Raw genomic sequence first — 18,830 nt, 5'->3', positions numbered from 1 at the left:
GTAGGGGTTGGAATTTGGAATTTATTTAAATTTTAATATTTGGAATTTTTCAATCCGGTTATTTTCGTAAATTCTCGATAAATTCAACAACAGCGCTGTGCGAAACGACATTTTTCTTAAAATGTGATTTAATTAAATGACGTTCTTCTTCGTTGGCTTCAAATTGATTGATAATATTGTTTAAGTGCATTTTCATATGTCCTTCCTGAATTCCTGTTGTTGTTAAGGAACGCAAAGCAGCAAAGTTTTGTGCCAGACCTGCAACCGCAACGATTTCCATTAATTCTTGTGCAGATGGTTTTTCAAGCATTTCAAGACATAGCTTTACCAACGGATGTAAAGAAGTAAGTCCGCCAACAGTTCCTAAAGCAAGTGGAATTTCTAACCAAAAAGTAAAAATCCCATTTTCTATTTTAGCATGTGATAAACTTGCGTATTGACCATTTCTCGAAGCGTAAGCATGAACACCAGCTTCAACTGCTCTAAAATCGTTTCCAGTGGCTAAAATTACGGCATCGACTCCGTTCATAATACCTTTATTATGTGTTACAGCTCTAAAAGGTTCGACTTCGGCAATTTGAACAGCCTGAACAAATCGCTCGGCAAAATCCTGCGGATCTGTAATATGTTTCTCAGTTAAATCTTTAACTGGGCAGGAAACTTCGGCTCTTACAAGGCAATTCGGAACATAATTGGATAAAATGCTCATAATTACTTTAATGTTTTCATCCTCTGAAAAGAGATCAGACTGCTGAAATTCTTCTTTTAAAGTTGTCGCAAATTGCTCTAAACAGGAATTAATGAAATTTGCACCCATGCTGTCTTTCGTTTCGAAAGTGGCATGAAGCTGAAAGTAATTTTCTAATAAACTTCTTTTGTCTTTAAGTTTGATATCTAAAATTCCACCTCCACGTTGCTGCATATTTTTGGTAATGCTTTGTGTGTCAGAAAAGAATTTAGGTTTTATTTGATCAAAGAAAGATTGTAGCTTTTCTGCCTCTCCATTAAATGTAAAATGAACCTGACCAATTTTTTCGGTATTAATAACTGTTGTTTTAAACCCGCCACGGGTAGCCCAATATTTTGCTGATTTTGAAGCTGCGGCAACAACTGAACTTTCTTCAATTGCCATTGGAATCGTTTTGTATTTTCCGTTGATTAAAAAATTAGGAGCAACTCCAAGTGGGATATAAAAATTTGTGATCGTGTTTTCGATGAATTCATCATGCAATTGTTGAAGCTTCTCATCTGAATTCCAGTAATTTCTTATGATATTAAGTGCCTCATTTGGGGTAGAAAAATATTCATTGGCGATCCAGTTTATTTTTTCTTTTTTGGATAATTTAGAGAATCCGGCAACAGCATTGTTCATTTTCAGTATATTAAATAATAATGTAGCGGCAAAGATACCAATTTAAGAGTTTTGTTTACAATCTATTTGAAGTTTGAAAAGTACGCAATCGTTATTTTTTTTAACATTTAACACTTAAAATGTGTATTATGTTTATTTTTTTTACTAAAATTGGGCTCTTTTTATATTTAAAATAATTCTAATGAATACAAGTAAAATAACGGTAGTACTTTTATTTTTAGTTGCTACTGTATTTGGACAACAAAAAATTACTGTCGAAAACATTTATGGAGGGGCATTCAAGGCGAAAGGAATGGATGAACTTCAATCACTAAAAAACACAGATCAATATACTGTTTTAAATGCTGATCAGGCCAGCAGAAGTATGCAGATCGACTTATATGATTTTGCAACCTTAAAAAAAGTTTCTAATTTAATTGATACAAAAAATCATAAAGAACTTTCGAATGGAATTGACAGTTATACTTTTGATGCTTCAGAAAAAAAGATTTTAATTGCATGCAATACCAATAAAATCTTCCGTCACTCTTTTACAGCAGATTATTTTTTATATGATATCGCTTCAAAGTCATTAATCAAACTTTTTGATTTTCAGGTTCAGGAGCCAACTTTCTCACCAGACGGAACTAAAATTGCTTATGCTAAAGAAAATAACCTTTATGTATATGATGCAGCTTCTAAAAAATCGACTGCAATTACTACTGATGGAAAGAAAAACGCCATTATTAATGGTATTACGGATTGGGTTTATGAAGAAGAATTTGCATTTGTCCGGGCTTTTGACTGGAGTAAAGACAGTAAAAAACTAGCTTATATTCGTTTTGACGAAAGCGCTGTTCCAGAATTTTCAATGTCAATGTTTCATAAAGATTTATATCCAACCATTGAAACGTTTAAATATCCAAAGGCAGGAGAAAAAAATTCAGTAGTTTCATTACATATATATGATGCAACTATAAATTCAACTAAAAAGGTTGATTTAGGAAATTATAATGATTTCTATATCGCCAGACTACAATGGACAAATGATAATAATGTATTATCGGCTCAGGTTTTAAATCGCCACCAGGACAATCTTGATTTGTTATTTGTAGACGGAACCACAGCTGCTGCAAAAGTGGTATTAAATGAAAAAGACAAAGCTTATGTAGATGTTACAGATAATTTGACATTCTTAAAGGATAATAGCTTTATCTGGACAAGCGAAAAAGACGGTTTTAATCATATTTATGTATATGATAAAACAGGAAAACTTAAAAATCAGATTACAAAAGGAAACTGGGAAGTGGTATCTTACTACGGTTTTGACGAAAAAACAAAAACTATTTTCTATCAATCTACAGAAAATGGTTCAATCAACAGAGATATTTACAGAATTGGTTTAGACGGAAAAAATAAATTACGTTTAACTACAAAAGTTGGAACAAGCGTTGCGACTTTCAGCCCTAATTTCCAATACTTCATTAATACTTTCTCAAGTAATTTACAGCCTACAACTTATACTTTAAACGAGGCAAAAACTGGAAAAAAAATACAGGTTATCGAAAATAATCAGGCACTTGCTGATAAGCTAAAATCGTATAATCTTCCTGCAAAAGAATTTTTCGTTTTAAAAACGGCTAAAGGAAACGAACTTAATGCATGGATTTTAAAGCCAAAAGATTTTGATGCTTCTAAAAAATATCCTGTTTTTATGTACCAATATTCTGGTCCGGGATCTCAACAAGTAAATAACGACTGGAATAATTCTGATGATTATTGGTTTTTGTCACTTACACAGCAAGGTTATATTGTAGCTTGTGTTGACGGAAGAGGAACTGGTTTTAAAGGTGCTGATTTCAAAAAAGTTACTCAAAAAGAACTCGGAAAATATGAAGTTGAAGATCAGATTGATGCCGCAAAAGTAATTGGAGCTTATCCATATGTTGATGCTTCAAGAATTGGAATCTTCGGATGGAGTTATGGAGGTTTTATGGCTTCAAACTGTATTTTTCAAGGAAACGACGTTTTCAAAATGGCAATTGCAGTAGCTCCTGTAACAAACTGGCGTTTTTATGACAGTGTTTATACAGAAAGATACATGCAGACTCCGCAGGAAAATGCAAGCGGATACGATCATAATTCTCCAATAAATCACGTTGATAAATTAAAAGGTAAATTTTTATTGATTCACGGATCAGGTGATGACAACGTTCATGTGCAAAACTCAATGCAAATGATGGAAGCGTTAATTCAGGCTAATAAACAATTTGATTCTCAGATATATCCAGATAAAAATCACGGTATTTTTGGAGGTAAAACGAGAATTCAGCTTTATAATAAAATGACTAACTTTATCAAAGAAAACTTATAATCTAAATCTTTTAACCTTAAATAAATAATGAATAATATGGGAGAAACTCAAGTAAAAACTGCGCATCCAAAAGGACTTTGGGTATTGTTTGGAACGGAGATGTGGGAGAGATTCAATTTTTATGGAATGCGAGCTTTATTGACTTTATTTCTTGTGAACTCATTATTAATGAAAGAAGAAGAAGCTTCATTAATTTATGGTGGTTTTCTGGGGCTTTGCTATTTAACGCCAATGTTAGGCGGTTTTGTTGCTGACCGTTTTTTAGGAAACAGAAATTGTATCTTATTAGGTGGGTTATTGATGGCAACAGGGCAAATGTTGTTGTTTACTAGTGGAAGTATTTTTGAAGGTAATTTAGAAATGGCTAAAGCTATTATGTACTGTGGATTAGGTGTCATTGTTTTTGGTAACGGATTCTTCAAGCCAAATATTTCAAGTATGGTGGGAAGTTTATATCCGAAACAAGAAAAAACAAAATTGGATACCGCTTTCACGATTTTCTATATGGGAATTAACATGGGAGCTTTCTTAGGACAGTCTATTTGTCCTTTGTTGGGAGATGTAAAAGATGCTGGCGGAATTAGAGACATTCATGCTTTCAGATGGGGATTCTTAGCTGCTTCAGCGGCAATGCTTATCGGAACAGTTCTTTTTTACTTCTTAAAAAATAAATATGTGGTTTCTCCGGAAGGAAGGCCATTAGGAGGATTGCCTTCTAAAAATGTAGCAGCAGATTTTGAAGAAGGAGAAGCGCAAAAAGCTAATTTTTCTAATAAAGCTTTAACTATTGCCGGAATTGCATTTATTGCATTAGGTTTCTTTTTCCACTATGTTGTAGGTCAAAACTTAATTTATACTTTAATCTATTCTAGTGGATTGGCATTGGCCGGATTAATTATCTCTGATACTTCATTGACTAAAATTGAGAGAGACAGAATTATTGTAATTTATATAGTGTCATTTTTTATTATTTTCTTCTGGGCTGCATTTGAGCAGGCTGGTTCTTCATTAACTTTTATTGCAGATAATCAAACCGACAGACATTTCTTTGGTTACTTAATGCCACCATCAATGGTTCAGATTTTTAATGGATTATTTGTAGTGATTATGGCAGTGCCTTTTAGTATTTTATGGGATACTCTAAGAGCGAAAGATAGAGAACCTATTTCGCCGGTAAAATTGGCGGCGGGCTTAGTAATAATTTCGATCAGTTTCTTTATGATCGCAACTCAGGTTTCATACATTGGAACTTCTGGATTGCTTTTAGTAAAATGGCTTATTTTATTGTATTTCTTAAATACATGTGCTGAGTTGTGTTTATCTCCAATTGGGTTATCATTGGTGGGTAAATTATCTCCAAAACGTTTTGCTTCGCTTCTTTACGGAGTATTCTTTTTGTCAAATGCTTCGGGTTATGCTTTAGGAGGAACTTTAGGTTCTATCTTGCCTGCAACCGGAGATAAATTTGCAAAAGCAAAAGAATTAGGAATCGATCTTCAGGCAGTTTTAGATAATAAAATTGTGCCAACTGCAGAGCAATTATCTCTTTTAGAAAAACATCAGATTAGTGCGCATAATCACTTTTTTGCCGGATTCGAAATTCATAACTTATATGAGTTCTTTATGGTATTTGTAGTTCTTACAGGTATCGCTGCAATTATATTATTTGCTTTGACTCCGTTCTTGAAAAAAATGATGCACGGGGTTAGATAATATGGAAAGCAATACAATTACATTAGAGCAAATACAAAATTTTAAAGGCAAGTACCCAAAACAATTGTGGTACTTGTTTTTGGTTGAAATGTGGGAGCGTTTTTGCTTCTACGGAATGAGAGGTGTTTTGGCTTTTTTCATGGTAGATCAATTAGGTTTACTTGAAGGAAAAGCTAATCTTCAATACGGAGCTATTCAGGCTTTTGTATATGCCTTTACTTTTATTGGTGGAATCTTTGCTGATAAAGTTTTAGGTTTCAAAAAATCATTACTTTTTGGTGGAATTATCATGATTTTGGGGAATTTGCTTATTGCAGCTTCACCTCATGACTTCTTTTATTACGGAATAACTTTATCGATTATTGGAACAGGTTTTTTTAAGCCAAACGTATCTTCAATGGTAGGAGAGTTATATCATGAAAGTGACGGACGCAGAGATGCTGGTTATGGGCTTTTTTATGCCGGAATCAATATTGGTGGAATGCTTGGAGGTGCAATTCCGATTTACTTAGGGAAAAATTATTCCTGGAGTTTATGTTTCCTTTCTTCGGCTGTTGTTATGATTATTGGAGTGGTTACATTTCTTTTAACCAAAAAACATTTGGCTCCAATTGGAAACTCTCCTTTAGAAGGGCAAACTCCTAAAAGAAGAAGAATGAACGAGATTGCAGTTTATCTTGGTTCAATAGTGGTAATTCCGTTTATATATATCATGGTAATAAATTCTGATTATACCGATTATTTCATGTATACTATCGGGGTGATTGCACTAGGATATTTTTTCTTTGAATTATTGAAAATCAAGGAAAGAAAACAGCAATATAAATTATTAGCGGCTTTCATTTTTATCTTTGGGTATTTTATGTTTATGGCAATTTCTGAGCAATCCGGAGGATCTTTGTCCTTATTTGCAAAAGACAATTTATCAGACAAATTGTTGTTTTTTAATATTGATCCGAATGTGGTTAATAATAGTATTAACTCCTTGTATGTTATTATTTTTAGTCCTCTGGTTGGTATTTTATGGATTTTTCTATACAAAAGAAAAATTGAGCCTAATACCGTAATCAAATTTGGGCTTTCTTTTATATTATTGGCAGCTGGTTTCTTTATTTTTTACAGTGCCAGATTTTTTATTAATCCGGAAGGATTAAGCTCTTTAAATGTTTTTGCTTTAGGATACCTGATTTACACGCTTGGAGAATTATGTATTGGCCCAATTGGAATGTCGGTAATTACTAAATTGTCGCCTAAACGTTTGTTTGGAATGATGATGGGGTTATGGTTTCTTTCAAGTGCTTTTGGTCAATTAGCGGCAGGAAAGTTAGGTTCAGAAATGTCAAATGCAAATACGGGAACAACTTTAATGTCTAAACTTATTGCCTATACAGATGGGTATTATCAGTTGGCGCTTTATTCGCTTATTGCGGGTATCGTTTTGATTGTGACAACACCATTAATTAAAAAATTAATGCAAGAAGTAAAATAGACGAGATTTACCAATAGATATTTTGTTTAAATTTGTAGAAAATTAAAGCAGCATGAAAAAAATATTTTTGATTACTTTCTTTTTAACCAATGTGTTTGCAATGCAATCTCAAGAGTTAAAATGGTATACTGATGTAAGAGAAGCTATTACTGAGAGTAATAAAGTGCATAAGCCAATGTTGATGTTTTTTACAGGAAGCGATTGGTGTGGATGGTGTATTCGTTTGCAAAATGAAGTTTTAAAAACGCCTGAATTTACAAAATGGGCCGCTGAAAATGTAGTTTTAGTTGAATTAGATTATCCAAGAAGAACACCTCAAACTCCTGAAATCAAAACTCAGAATAACGAACTGCAACAAGCTTTTGGAATTCAGGGATTCCCTACCATTTATTTTACAAGTGCAGAAGCGAAAGATGGAAAAGTAAACTTTAAAGGTCTTGGTCAGACAGGATATGTTGCCGGTGGGCCTGGTGCATGGTTGGCAGTTGCTAATGGAATTGTGGCTCAAAAAAGCACTAATTAGATAAAATTAAGATTAAAATACTTTAAATCCTTATACTTTGTATAAGGATTTTTTTTGTTTAGTAAGAAAAGGTGTCCTTAATTTTATGGCTAATTGTTAATTTGTTATTTTATTGTAATTAAAAAAACACATTATGTATTTTTTATATTAATTAAAATTGGAAAATTAAAATAATATGTTAATTTCGTCTTAACTAATCTAACCAAAATCGAAATAATATGACCAAAAAATTACTTATCCTACTATTTTTTTTAGGTTCATTTTTTACGCATGCTCAGAACTTAGTTTGGAGAACTAATATGACTGACGCAATTGCTATCAGTAATGAACAAAGAAAACCAATGTTAATTTTATTCACTGCCTCAGGTGTAGCAGAAAATCTTCAGAATGAAATATTTAAAACGCCCGACTTTGCAGTCTGGTCGCGTGATAATGTCATTTTAGTAAAACTTGATTTGTCTGACTCATCTGCATCAGATGGTGATAAAGAACAAAATATAAAACTTAAGAATGCTTTTGGTGTCGAAGAATTACCTGAAGTGTGTTTTGCACTGGCATCCATCCGAAAAAACAAAACAACGTTTAGTGCCTTAGGGAAAATTGCCTATAGGCCTGGTGGAGCAAAAGCGTGGATTGCAGAATCAAACGCACTGTTACATCCAAGTGAATAATAAGCTTTGAATTAAGTTGATTAATTTAATCTGTATAATCCCTTTTTACCTGATTGGTAAAAGGGGATTTTTTTTGAAATAGATTGTAATTGTTACAAAGAGTTTTGTAATTTATTGCATGATTTTTTTTCATTTCCTTAAAAATTTGATGTTTTATTAATAAATTCCGTTTTTTTGTATTTTTATTAACTTTTTTGTCTAAATAACACTTGTTTGGTAGAGATATTATATTAATTTAGTCGCATAAACCTACTTAAAACCCAAATTATTATGATCAAAAAATTACTATTCCTACTGTTTTTTTTAGGTACATTTCTTACGCATGCACAAAACTTAGTTTGGAAAACGAGTATGACAGATGCTGTTGCTGCAGGTATGGAACAAAAAAAACCGCTCTTAATATATTTTACGATTGAAGGGGCACCACAAAAAATTCAAACTGAAATATTTAATACTCCAGATTTTGCAGTTTGGTCGCGAGAAAATGTTATTTTAGTAAAGCTTGACTTGTCAGATCCTAAGATTTCAGATGCTGAAAGAGAACAGAATACTAAATTAAAAGGAGCATTTGGTGTGGATGAATTACCTGAGGTTTGTTTTACCATAGGTTCTGTTAGAAAGGAGAAAACGACTTTCAATTTGTTAGGTAAACTTCCATATAGACCAGGAGGAGCAATTGCGTGGCTAAAACAATCTAATCTGATTTTGAATCCGGAATAATCATCTTCAGTTTAATTTGTAGAATCCCTTTTCATTTGTAGAATGAAAAGGGATTCTTTTTTTATGACAGGAACTTTTCCAGTATTTTGAAGTGAGTACGAATTAGAGCCGTCCGCAATAACTATTTTTGGTTGTAAGTCTTCTAAAACACGGTTCAGGTTTATTTTTGGAGAGGCTGTCAACAACAGAATGTCCGGTTTAATTCTATTTTCAGAGATACCGGAATTATCTATTATTAATATTTTCCTTCCATTAAAAAACAGAACGTTTTTAATTTTATTTACTGATTTCAACACTCCGAAATTTGCAACCAAATAAGCTTCAAAAACGTTATTTTTTAATTCTTTTTCTGAAAGAACATCACTTGTAAAAAGTTTGATGTCTTTACCAATTCTTTTAGTGATGACTGTTTTTTTCTTTGCGTTGTAAACAATTAATTCTTGCTTGCTTTCGATTTCTTTTTGGTTTCAACAAATGAAAGCTGAATCATAATTATTGTGATAAGGACGATAATAAGTTTATTATAAGAAGACTTTTTAAACCAAATAGTGCCTGCAATCAAAAACAAGTAAAAAGAAATTAAGTGATAAGAATTAAAACTAATATTTTTGATTACAAATGATTCAAACGAAGCCACATAATGTATAATTTGATTTAAAAGATAAATGCTTTTTTCGAAAATTTGAATCAGAATTAGCGGGCAGCTTGTGAATGCAGAAATAAGCATAACTACAATGCCAACGATCATTATAAAGGATAGCACAGGTAGAATTAGAATATTGGTTACAAAAAAGAGTGACGGAAATTGGTGAAAGTAATAAAGGCAAATTGGAAATGTACCAATTTGAGCTGCAAATGAAACAGTTAATGCTTCCCAGATATATTTGACTATTTTGTTTTTAGGAGGCCATATGCTTTTTAATAGTGGCTGCAGCCAAAGTATCGAAAATAATGCGATATAACTTAATTGAAATCCCGCATCAAATAAATAATAAGGTTCGAAAAGTAATATTAATAAAATAGAAACCAATAAAGTATGATAGATATTGCTACTTCTATGTAAATGATTGCCAATTGCCAAAAATGAAAACATAACAACAGATCGCAAAACTGGTGGAGAAAGACCTGAAATAATTGCGAAAAGCATTAATGAAATTATAATGCTGGTTAATTTTATAAAAGAACCTTTTTGAGTGTTTGGAATTGGTTTGAGGATGAACAATATAAATAACATTATGAAACCAACATGCAATCCTGAAACGGACAAAACGTGAGTTGCACCGGAATATTGATAATCCTGAATAATATCTGAAGAGATTTCTTGCTGCTGACCAAGGATTAATGCAAGCGCAACATTCATTTCTTCTTTATTAAATTTTGCTTTTTCAAGATTGTGAACTATCCTTGTATTTAAGCGTGAAGCATAAAACCAGATGTCTTTTTTTGCATTTTTATTGAGGACAATTTCTGCTTTTGAAATATAGATTTGAGCATATATTTGTTTATTGCTAAGGTATTGAGCATAATTAAATTGATTTGGATTTTTAGGTGAATTAGTATGTTGAAGGACGGTTTTAGTTCTGATGCTATTTCCAATAACAAAAGAATTTTTGATACTGTCTTTTGCTATGTTTACGATGATTCTGCCGGAATAATATTTATTATCTACGCTATTTATAAGTGCAATGTAACGATCATTGTAAGTGTTGCTTTTTAGTTTTTCGCGCAATGTAATGTCGATACAATGCGGATTTTCGAATGCAGTTTTATAATGTGTATAATTGGAGTTTTGAAAAGAATCGGTGTTGATTGAGAATGCAATTATGCCAATACAAAATGAAGTGTAATAAGTGCTTAAACCGAAGAATATATTCAGCTTTTTATTTTTTTTTGAGAAAAGATAAAGCGCTGAAAGAAATAAAATGCCAATGAAAAGACATCTTACGGAAATTGTAATTGAAGGTAGCCAATAATACGCGGCCACAATACCAAAAACGAAGCTAAAAGTTATTTTAGCCAATGGAAAATCTAATACTTTCATGGCTTAAAAGTATTAAAAAATTGTAAGAAAAATAATATTTATTCAAATAATATTATTCGACAACTCTGTTAATCTGAGCAAACGAATTTTTATAATAAGGTTCTTTTGTCGATGAAATTATAACTCCTTTTGAAGTGGAAGAATGTACAAATTTTATCTCGTCAGATTTTACTTCTGTTATCAAACCAACGTGATTTATTTGTTTACTCTTATTGGTTTTAAAGAAGATTAAATCGCCTTTTTGAGCATCGTCAATATTGATTATTTTTCCAATTTTAGATTGCTCATTGGAGCTACGTGGTAGTTTTATATTTTCAGATTCGAAAGTGGTGAATACTAACCCTGAGCAATCAAAGCCGCTTTTTGTTGTTCCGCCGGCTTTGTATTTTACTCCAATATTATCAGTTGCATTTTCAACTAAATGATTGACAATATATTTATTTTCCCGTATAGTTTCTCTATTGTTTACTGCATTTGAAATCGACTTACAAGAAGTAAAAACAATAGAGAGAAGAAGAAAAATAAGTATTTTTTTCAAAACAATAAGTCTTTTAATGTTGCATTAAATCCGCTACAATTAGTTTTGCGGTTTTCTTACTGGCACCAACCCCGCCTAATTTCTGTTCCAAAATATCATAATTTTTAAGCAGTTTTTCTCGATAGTGCGGTTCAAGTAACTTTTGAAGTTCTTCTTTAATTCGTTTGGTGTTGCAGTCAGCCTGAATTAATTCGGTTACAATCTCTTGGTCCATAATTAAATTGACAAGCGAAATATATTTTAGTGTAATAATCCGTTTTGCAATTTGATACGAGACAGCGCTTCCTTTGTAACAAACGACTTCGGGAACTTTAAAAAGAGCCGTTTCTAATGTTGCTGTTCCGGATGTTACTAACGCAGCTGTTGAGGAACGTAATAAATCGTATGTTTTGTTTGAGACAAATTTGATGTTTTTATTGCTGATAAATTGCTGATAAAACTCGTACTCCTGACTTGGAGCACCGGCAATTACAAATTCATATTCCTGAAAATCATCAACAACACTTAGCATTACGCTTAACATTTTTGTGATTTCCTGCTTACGGCTTCCCGGTAAAACAGCAATAATAGGTTTTTCACCTAATTGATGTTCTTTCCTAAAAACAGTTTCATCAAAAGAAGGTTGATTCTGAATGGCATCAATCAAAGGATGTCCCACAAAATCGACAGGAAAATGATGTTTGTCTTCATAAAAGCTTTTTTCGAAAGGTAAAATCACAAACATTTTATCGACATCTTGTTTGATGGCTTTGATTCTGTTTTCTTTCCAAGCCCAGATTTGGGGCGAAATATAGTAATGCGTTTTATAGTTCAGTTCTTTAGCCCATTTTGCAATACGCATATTAAAACCAGGATAATCAATAAATATGATAACATCTGGTTTGAACTCCAAAATATCTTTTTTGCAAAAAGTAATATTGCTTAAAATAGTTTTCAAATTAAAAACAACTTCAATAAAACCCATAAATGCCAATTCACGATAGTGTTTTACTAGAGTCCCGCCCGTCTTTTGCATTAAATCGCCACCCCAAAATCTAATATCAGCCTGAGGATCCTCCTCATATAATGCTTTCATTAAATTGGAACCATGTAAATCTCCAGAAGCTTCACCAGCAATGATGTAATATTTCATATGAATTTTTTTGAGAACTGTTTCTGTTATTAAAGAGCAGAATTTTTTTGCAGTACAAAGATAATATTTAAATGAACAAAGTTGAAATTGCCAGAACAATCACGGCTAAAACAACTCCTCGCGCCATCAATTCTTTATCTTTTTTTAATAAAATTAAAAATACTGCAAGATCTAAAAGAGTGCCCAGAGTAATTATCTTTCCTAAATAGCCATAATGTTTAATGGTCTCAATTCCTGATGAAAGATCAAAAGTGGTAAAGAATGTGATAAACAAATAGCTTCCAAGAAGAGCAGTAAATATTCCGATAATAAAACCAATAAGAATGTCTTTTTTATTCATTTAATTTCCAGGTATTAAGTTGTTGCATAGTATGATGTGCTGTTAAATCAAATTGTACAGGAACGACTGAAATGTAGCCATTTTCCAGGGCCCATTCATCAGTGTCTTCTCCCTTATCTTCGTTTGTGAATTTTCCGGTAAGCCAATAATAATCTTTTCCATAAGGAGTTTGGCGTTTGTCAAATTTTTGAGCATAATAAGCTTTCGCCTGACGGCAAATTTTTATTCCTTTAATTTCTTTTTCCTTTAATTTTGGAAAATTAACGTTTAAAACCACCCCGGTTGGAAGTTTATTGGCAAGGGTTTCGAGTGTGATTTTTTTGACAAATGATTTAACGGGCTCAAAATCGGCATTCCAGTCAAAATCTAATAAAGAAAAACCAATTGCCTGAATGCCTTCAATTCCTGCCTCAACTGCGGCACTCATTGTTCCGGAATAAATTACATTTATAGAAGAATTTGAACCGTGATTGATTCCTGATACACACAAATCAGGTTTCCTGTGCAGGATTTCATTTACCGCCAGTTTTACACAATCTACAGGCGTTCCGGAACAGCTGTATTCGGTAGTAACGTCATTTTCCTTTGAAATTTTATCCAGAAATAAGGTATTATTGATGGTAATGGCATGTCCCATTGCGCTTTGAGGCTTGTCAGGGGCAACCACGATTACATCGCCAATAGTTTCCATCACACTTATCAAAGCTCTGATTCCGGGTGCTAAAATTCCATCGTCATTAGTAACTAATATTAAAGGTTTTTCATTTTTCATGCCTGGATTTCATTTTTGATTTGTCAAAATTAAAGCTTGTTAAAGCAAATGTAGTAACAGATTATGGTAGAATACTAACAAATAAATAAAAATTGTCAACTAAATTAAAGAACGTTTTCGTACATCAAACATTTTTATACCTTTAACAAAAAATTATAGTGAACTTGGCTGTCTTGGCATAGTTTTTACCGTAACTTAGATTAAAAAATTGATGAATGCTATTATTAAATTGATGAAAAGAAATTATAAAATACTTATAGCCGTATTATGCTTGTCATTAACATTATTTGCTTTTAAAATTAATGCAGATAAGTCAGTAGATCCGGATCCAAATAGAGATAAAACACTTTTAGAATTACTTGCCTTTGTTATTGAAAAAGGACATTACAGTCCGGCTGAAATAAATGATGAATTCTCTAAAGGAATTTTTAAAGATTATATTGATGCTTTAGATCCTTCAAAAAGGTTCTTTTTGCAGTCTGATATTGATGAATTTAAGCAATATGAGCTACAATTAGATGACCAGTTTTTGAATAAAGACCTGACGTTTTTCAATCTGACTTATACGAGATTGATGAAGAGAATGGAAGAGAGCAAAAAACGTTACAAAACGATTTTGGCTCAACCGTTCAATTATAACGTTGACGAAACTTTTAATGCGGATTATGAGCATCTTCCGTATGCTAAGAATGCAACTGAAATTAATGAAAGATGGAGAAAACAGATTAAATTATCTACCCTTTCATCTCTTGTTACTAAACAAAAATTAGAAGAAGATAAAAAGAAAACAGATGCTGCTTACAAAGCAAAATCTTTTGAAGCTTTGGAAAAAGAAACTCGTGAGAGTTCTTTAAATCTTTAGATGATAATTTTAGTTTAATTAAAGATTTGAATAAAGAAGATTGGTTTTCTGTGTACGTAAATTCGATTATGACACGTTTCGATCCGCATACAAGCTATTTTGCACCAGAGGAAAAAGATCGTTTTGATGTTAATATCAGCGGAAAATTAGAAGGTATTGGAGCAAGATTAACCAAGAAAAATGATTTTACTCAAATTGACGAATTGATTTCCGGCGGACCAGCATGGAAAGGAAAAGAACTTGAGGCAGGCGACATGATTTTGAAAGTAGCGCAAGGAAACGAAGAGCCGGTTGATGTTGTGGGAATGCGTCTTGATGATGTCGTGAAAAAAATCAAAGGTCATAAAGGAACTGAAGTAAAGCTTACAGTTAAAAAAGTTGACGGAACGATTAAAGTAATTTCAATCATTAGAGATGTAGTTGAAATTGAGGAAACATATGCTAAATCTAGTCTTGTAGAAAGAAACGGATTGAAATATGGGGTGATTTATTTGCCTAAATTTTATATTGATTTTGAAAATAAAGATGGCCGTGATGCCGGAAAAGATATCGCTCTTGAAGTTGAAAGACTGAAAAAAGAAGATATTAACGGAATTGTACTTGATGTTCGTGATGATGGTGGTGGATCTTTATCGACAGTAGTGGATATTGCAGGTTTATTTATTGAAGAGGGGCCAATTGTTCAGGTAAAATCTGCAGGAAAAAAGAAAGAAGTTTTATACGATAAAGATAAAAAAATCGAGTGGGACGGTCCATTAGTAATTATGGTGAACAGCTTCTCGGCTTCGGCTTCAGAGATTTTAGCAGCTGCAATTCAGGATTACAAACGAGGAGTAATTATTGGAAGTAAACAAACTTACGGAAAAGGTACGGTGCAAAACGTTTTAGATCTAAATCAGTTTGTTCGTAATGCAAGTTATGGGGATTTAGGTGCTTTGAAAATTACTGGTCAAAAGTTCTACAGAATTAATGGTGGTTCAACTCAGTTAGAAGGTGTTCATAGTGATGTGGTTATGCCGGATCGTTATGCTTACTTAAAAATGGGGGAGCGTGATATTGATAATGCAATGCCATGGGATAAAATTGATCCGGCAGATTATAACACCTGGACTTCAAATGAGAAATTTAATCAGGCGATTGCAAACAGCAGAAGTAGAATTGCAGGTAATGCTCAGTTTAAATTAATTGAGGATAATGCTAAATGGATTGATGTTAAAAATAAAGAAAATACCTATAGTTTAAATATCAATAGTTTTAAAGCAACTCAGGATCAAGTTGAAAACGAAGGTAAAAAGTACAAACCAATTGCAGATTACAAAAATAATTTGGTTTTTAAATCTTTGCCTTACGAAGAACTTGAAATGAATAGCGACGCTACTTTAAAAGAAAAAAGAGAGGCATGGCATCAGTCGTTAGCAAAAGATGTCTATGTAGAAGAAGCATTAAACGTATTAGATGATTTACAAACTAAAGGTTTAGTTAAAAATAGTGTTACGCCTAAAATGAAAAAAGATAAATTAGTAAAATCTTAATTTTAGAGAAAGCATAAATTTGTTATTAAACGCTCTGGAAAATTTATTTTTCTGAGCGTTTTTTTTGTAAGTTTAATTAATAAAGATATTCTGTAGATGAGAAATTATATTTTGTTTGGTTTGATGATTTTGCTATCGATTTCCTGTAAAAAAGAAATGATAAATAGTAATGTTAAAAATGATTTGAAAGAGACTGAATCCAATTTTGTCTCCAATCAGAGTCATACAGATTCGGTTTATACTTTTTCTTATTTGCCAACTTCGACAACGAAACAAATTGTAAAACATAAATATTATACACTGTCTTATAATGAAAAATTCGAGCAGGCTGAATGGGTTGCTTATGAGTTAAAGAAAGAATATCTCAAAAATAACGATTTTAAAAGACCGTATTTTATCGAAGATCCAAAAGTAACAACAGGCTCTGCTGATTGGAGAAACTATAAAAAATCAGGTTATGATAAAGGACATCTTTGTCCTGCCGGTGATATGGAGTTTGATAAAAGTGCTTATACGGATACTTTTTTTACTTCAAATATTTCTCCTCAAAAACATGATTTTAATAGCGGTGTCTGGAATAGATTAGAACAAAAAGTACGTTACTGGGCTGGAAAGTATAGCGATATTTACATAGTAACTGGCGGAATTTTGAAAGATTCAGATAAAAAAATAGGAACAGAAGAAGTATCTGTTCCTAAATATTTTTATAAAATCATTTTGGCTAAATCAGGAAAAGAGCATAAGGCAATTGCTTTTTTGGTTCCGAATGAAGATAGCGATAAGTCACTTTATGATTTCGTAGTTCCGATTGAAACTTTAGAAAAAATGACCGGAATTGATTTCTTTCCGAATTTGAAAAATTTAAAAAGTAGTAAGAGCTTTTAATTCAGCAATAGTTTGAGCAGGATTCTCTGTTTTAAAAACAAAGCTTCCGGCAACTAAAACATCGGCTCCGGCTTCTACTAATTGTTTTGCATTTTTGCTGGTTACACCGCCGTCAATTTCAATAATAGTTGAAGCATTTTTACGTGTAATTAAAGCTTTAAGTTTCGCAACTTTAGCATAAGTATTTTCGATGAATGATTGTCCTCCAAAACCAGGGTTTACACTCATAATAAGCACTAAGTCTATGTCGTTGATTACATCTTCTAATAAATCAATATTAGTATGAGGATTAATCGCAACTCCTGCTTTCATTCCTTCAGCTTTAATAGCTTGCAAAGTTCTGTGCAAGTGCGGACAAGCCTCATAATGTACAGTTAAAATGTTTGCGCCTAAATCTGCAAAGGTTTTTATGTAACGGTCCGGATCAATTATCATTAAATGTACGTCGATTGTTTTTTTAGCATGTCTTGAAATGGCTTCCAAAACAGGCATTCCGAAAGAAATATTCGGAACAAAAACTCCATCCATAATATCAATATGAAACCAATCAGCCTGACTGTTGTTAATCATTTCGATATCACGTTGCAAATTAGCAAAATCAGCGGCAAGAACAGAAGGAGCAATAAGTGTATTCTTCATTGTGTAGTTGTGTGTAGTTGTTTTTTTGCAAAGATAATTTTTTTTAACCGCAAAGTTCGCAAGGATTTATGCAAAGTTTATTTAACCGCAAAAGTTCGCAAAGCTTTGTGAACTTTGCGTTTTTACAACATTCCAAAAGATAAAAAACCTTTCATTTAAGACCAATAAAAAACTCCGGTAATCAGCCGGAGTTTCAATCATCAATCAAAAAACGAACAGTCAATCAAACTGTTGTTTGCTTTAAGGTCCAATATAAGTAGTTTCGCAATAAATTCCAAATTCCAATAAAATAATTGGGATTTGGAATTTATAATATTGGATTTTGTCGGTTTTTTACCCAAGATAAGTTTTAAGAATTTTACTTCTTGAAGTATGTTTTAATCTGCGAATTGCTTTTTCTTTAATCTGACGTACACGTTCACGGGTTAAGTCGAAAGTTTCTCCAATTTCTTCTAATGTCATTGGGTGTTGATCACCAAGACCAAAATACAAACGAACAACATCAGCTTCTCTAGGAGTTAATGTTTCTAGTGAACGTTCAATTTCAGTACGTAATGATTCGTGAATTAATTCTCTGTCTGGATTTGGAGATTCACCAGAACGTAAAACGTCATAAAGGTTAGAATCTTCTCCTTCAACAAGAGGTGCATCCATTGATAAGTGACGACCAGAGTTTTTCATAGACTCTTTTACGTCATTTACAGTCATGTCAAGTTCTTTTGCAATTTCTTCAGCAGAAGGCGGACGCTCGTTAGATTGCTCTAATAACGCATACATTTTGTTGATTTTGTTGATAGAACCAATTTTGTTTAATGGTAAACGAACAATACGTGATTGTTCTGCTAAAGCCTGAAGGATCGATTGACGAATCCACCAAACTGCGTAAGAAATAAATTTAAAACCACGAGTTTCATCAAAACGTTGAGCGGCTTTAATTAATCCTAAGTTTCCTTCGTTAATTAAATCAGGAAGCGTTAATCCTTGATTTTGATATTGTTTAGCAACCGATACTACGAAACGTAGGTTGGCTTTTGTAAGTTTTTCTAAAGCTCTTTGATCACCAGCCTTTATTCTTTGTGCTAATTCTACCTCTTCATCAGCGGTAATTAGGTCAACTTTTCCGATTTCTTGTAGATATTTATCTAACGATGCAGTTTCACGATTGGTTACCTGCTTGGTGATTTTAAGTTGTCTCATTTTCTTGTCTCCTTATTTTTAAAGTGTACAAATGGTTATACGTAGGAAGTT

Annotated in this window: 15 protein-coding genes and 1 pseudogene; 8 read left to right on the top strand and 8 right to left on the bottom strand. The window is 32.5% G+C overall.

Features of this window, described 5'->3' with window-relative positions; translation table 11 throughout:
• Nucleotides 1-58: 58 nt before the first annotated feature.
• A complete protein-coding gene (locus IHE43_RS00570) occupies nt 59-1,372 on the bottom strand; it encodes a hydroxymethylglutaryl-CoA reductase, degradative (protein ID WP_192186196.1) in 1,314 nt (437 codons plus the stop codon).
• Between the two features lie 181 nt (nt 1,373-1,553).
• Here IHE43_RS00570 and IHE43_RS00565 point away from each other — a divergent pair, with 181 nt between their 5' ends.
• The 6 genes from IHE43_RS00565 to IHE43_RS00540 all read left to right on the top strand — a co-directional run bounded on the left by IHE43_RS00565 (nt 1,554) and on the right by IHE43_RS00540 (nt 8,841).
• Nucleotides 1,554-3,725, top strand: coding sequence for a S9 family peptidase (locus IHE43_RS00565; RefSeq protein ID WP_192186195.1), 2,172 nt, complete (start codon nt 1,554-1,556; stop codon nt 3,723-3,725).
• A gap of 36 nt (nt 3,726-3,761) precedes the next feature.
• Nucleotides 3,762-5,438 (top strand): peptide MFS transporter, encoded by a 1,677-nt coding sequence (locus IHE43_RS00560; RefSeq protein ID WP_192186194.1) that lies wholly within the window; start codon nt 3,762-3,764, stop codon nt 5,436-5,438.
• Nucleotide 5,439: 1 nt separating this feature from the next.
• Nucleotides 5,440-6,927 (top strand): peptide MFS transporter, encoded by a 1,488-nt coding sequence (locus IHE43_RS00555; protein WP_192186193.1) that lies wholly within the window; start codon nt 5,440-5,442, stop codon nt 6,925-6,927.
• A 52-nt stretch (nt 6,928-6,979) separates the two neighbouring features.
• Nucleotides 6,980-7,450: a thioredoxin fold domain-containing protein gene (locus IHE43_RS00550; protein WP_192186192.1), complete on the top strand. Its 471-nt coding sequence runs from the start codon at nt 6,980-6,982 to the stop codon at nt 7,448-7,450.
• A gap of 218 nt (nt 7,451-7,668) precedes the next feature.
• Complete coding sequence (locus IHE43_RS00545; protein ID WP_192186191.1) at nt 7,669-8,121, top strand: thioredoxin family protein; 453 nt, start codon at nt 7,669-7,671, stop codon at nt 8,119-8,121.
• Between the two features lie 270 nt (nt 8,122-8,391).
• Nucleotides 8,392-8,841, top strand: a complete 450-nt coding sequence (locus tag IHE43_RS00540) for a thioredoxin family protein (RefSeq protein WP_192186190.1) — start codon at nt 8,392-8,394, stop codon at nt 8,839-8,841.
• A 433-nt stretch (nt 8,842-9,274) separates the two neighbouring features.
• Here the strand turns inward: IHE43_RS00540 and IHE43_RS00535 are convergent, their stop codons facing one another.
• From IHE43_RS00535 to surE, 5 genes are all read right to left on the bottom strand, one after another.
• On the bottom strand, nt 9,275-10,882 hold the full coding sequence (locus IHE43_RS00535; RefSeq protein WP_225585314.1) for a ComEC/Rec2 family competence protein: 1,608 nt from the start codon (nt 10,880-10,882) through the stop codon (nt 9,275-9,277).
• Nucleotides 10,883-10,934: 52 nt separating this feature from the next.
• Nucleotides 10,935-11,420 carry a C40 family peptidase gene (locus IHE43_RS00530; RefSeq protein ID WP_192186189.1) on the bottom strand — a complete coding sequence of 162 codons (486 nt, stop codon included), beginning with the start codon at nt 11,418-11,420 and terminating at the stop codon, nt 10,935-10,937.
• Between the two features lie 13 nt (nt 11,421-11,433).
• Nucleotides 11,434-12,552 (bottom strand): lipid-A-disaccharide synthase, encoded by a 1,119-nt coding sequence (lpxB, locus tag IHE43_RS00525; RefSeq protein ID WP_192186188.1) that lies wholly within the window; start codon nt 12,550-12,552, stop codon nt 11,434-11,436.
• 67 nt (nt 12,553-12,619) lie between these two features.
• Nucleotides 12,620-12,892 (bottom strand): hypothetical protein, encoded by a 273-nt coding sequence (locus IHE43_RS00520; RefSeq protein WP_192186187.1) that lies wholly within the window; start codon nt 12,890-12,892, stop codon nt 12,620-12,622.
• Nucleotides 12,885-13,664 carry a 5'/3'-nucleotidase SurE gene (gene surE, locus IHE43_RS00515; protein WP_192186186.1) on the bottom strand — a complete coding sequence of 260 codons (780 nt, stop codon included), beginning with the start codon at nt 13,662-13,664 and terminating at the stop codon, nt 12,885-12,887. Before surE ends, IHE43_RS00520 begins: the two co-directional genes overlap by 8 nt.
• Before the next feature lie 211 nt (nt 13,665-13,875).
• Here surE and IHE43_RS00510 point away from each other — a divergent pair.
• Nucleotides 13,876-16,058, top strand: a pseudogene (locus IHE43_RS00510) (carboxy terminal-processing peptidase).
• A gap of 96 nt (nt 16,059-16,154) precedes the next feature.
• Nucleotides 16,155-16,943, top strand: coding sequence for a DNA/RNA non-specific endonuclease (locus IHE43_RS00505; protein ID WP_192186185.1), 789 nt, complete (start codon nt 16,155-16,157; stop codon nt 16,941-16,943).
• On the opposite strand, the gene rpe is transcribed toward IHE43_RS00505, so the two are convergent.
• Together rpe and IHE43_RS00495 are read right to left on the bottom strand one after the other, a co-directional pair.
• Entirely contained in the window at nt 16,920-17,582 is a 663-nt protein-coding gene (gene rpe / locus IHE43_RS00500) for a ribulose-phosphate 3-epimerase (protein WP_192186184.1), read from the bottom strand. The genes IHE43_RS00505 and rpe overlap by 24 nt on opposite strands.
• Before the next feature lie 333 nt (nt 17,583-17,915).
• Nucleotides 17,916-18,779, bottom strand: a complete 864-nt coding sequence (locus tag IHE43_RS00495; protein ID WP_007804760.1) for an RNA polymerase sigma factor RpoD/SigA — start codon at nt 18,777-18,779, stop codon at nt 17,916-17,918.
• Between the last annotated feature and the right edge of the window lie 51 nt (nt 18,780-18,830).

This window comes from Flavobacterium sp. MDT1-60 (assembly GCF_014844035.1).
Taxonomy (GTDB): Bacteria; Bacteroidota; Bacteroidia; order Flavobacteriales; family Flavobacteriaceae; genus Flavobacterium.
This window is presented reverse-complemented; position numbering and strand designations above follow the sequence as displayed.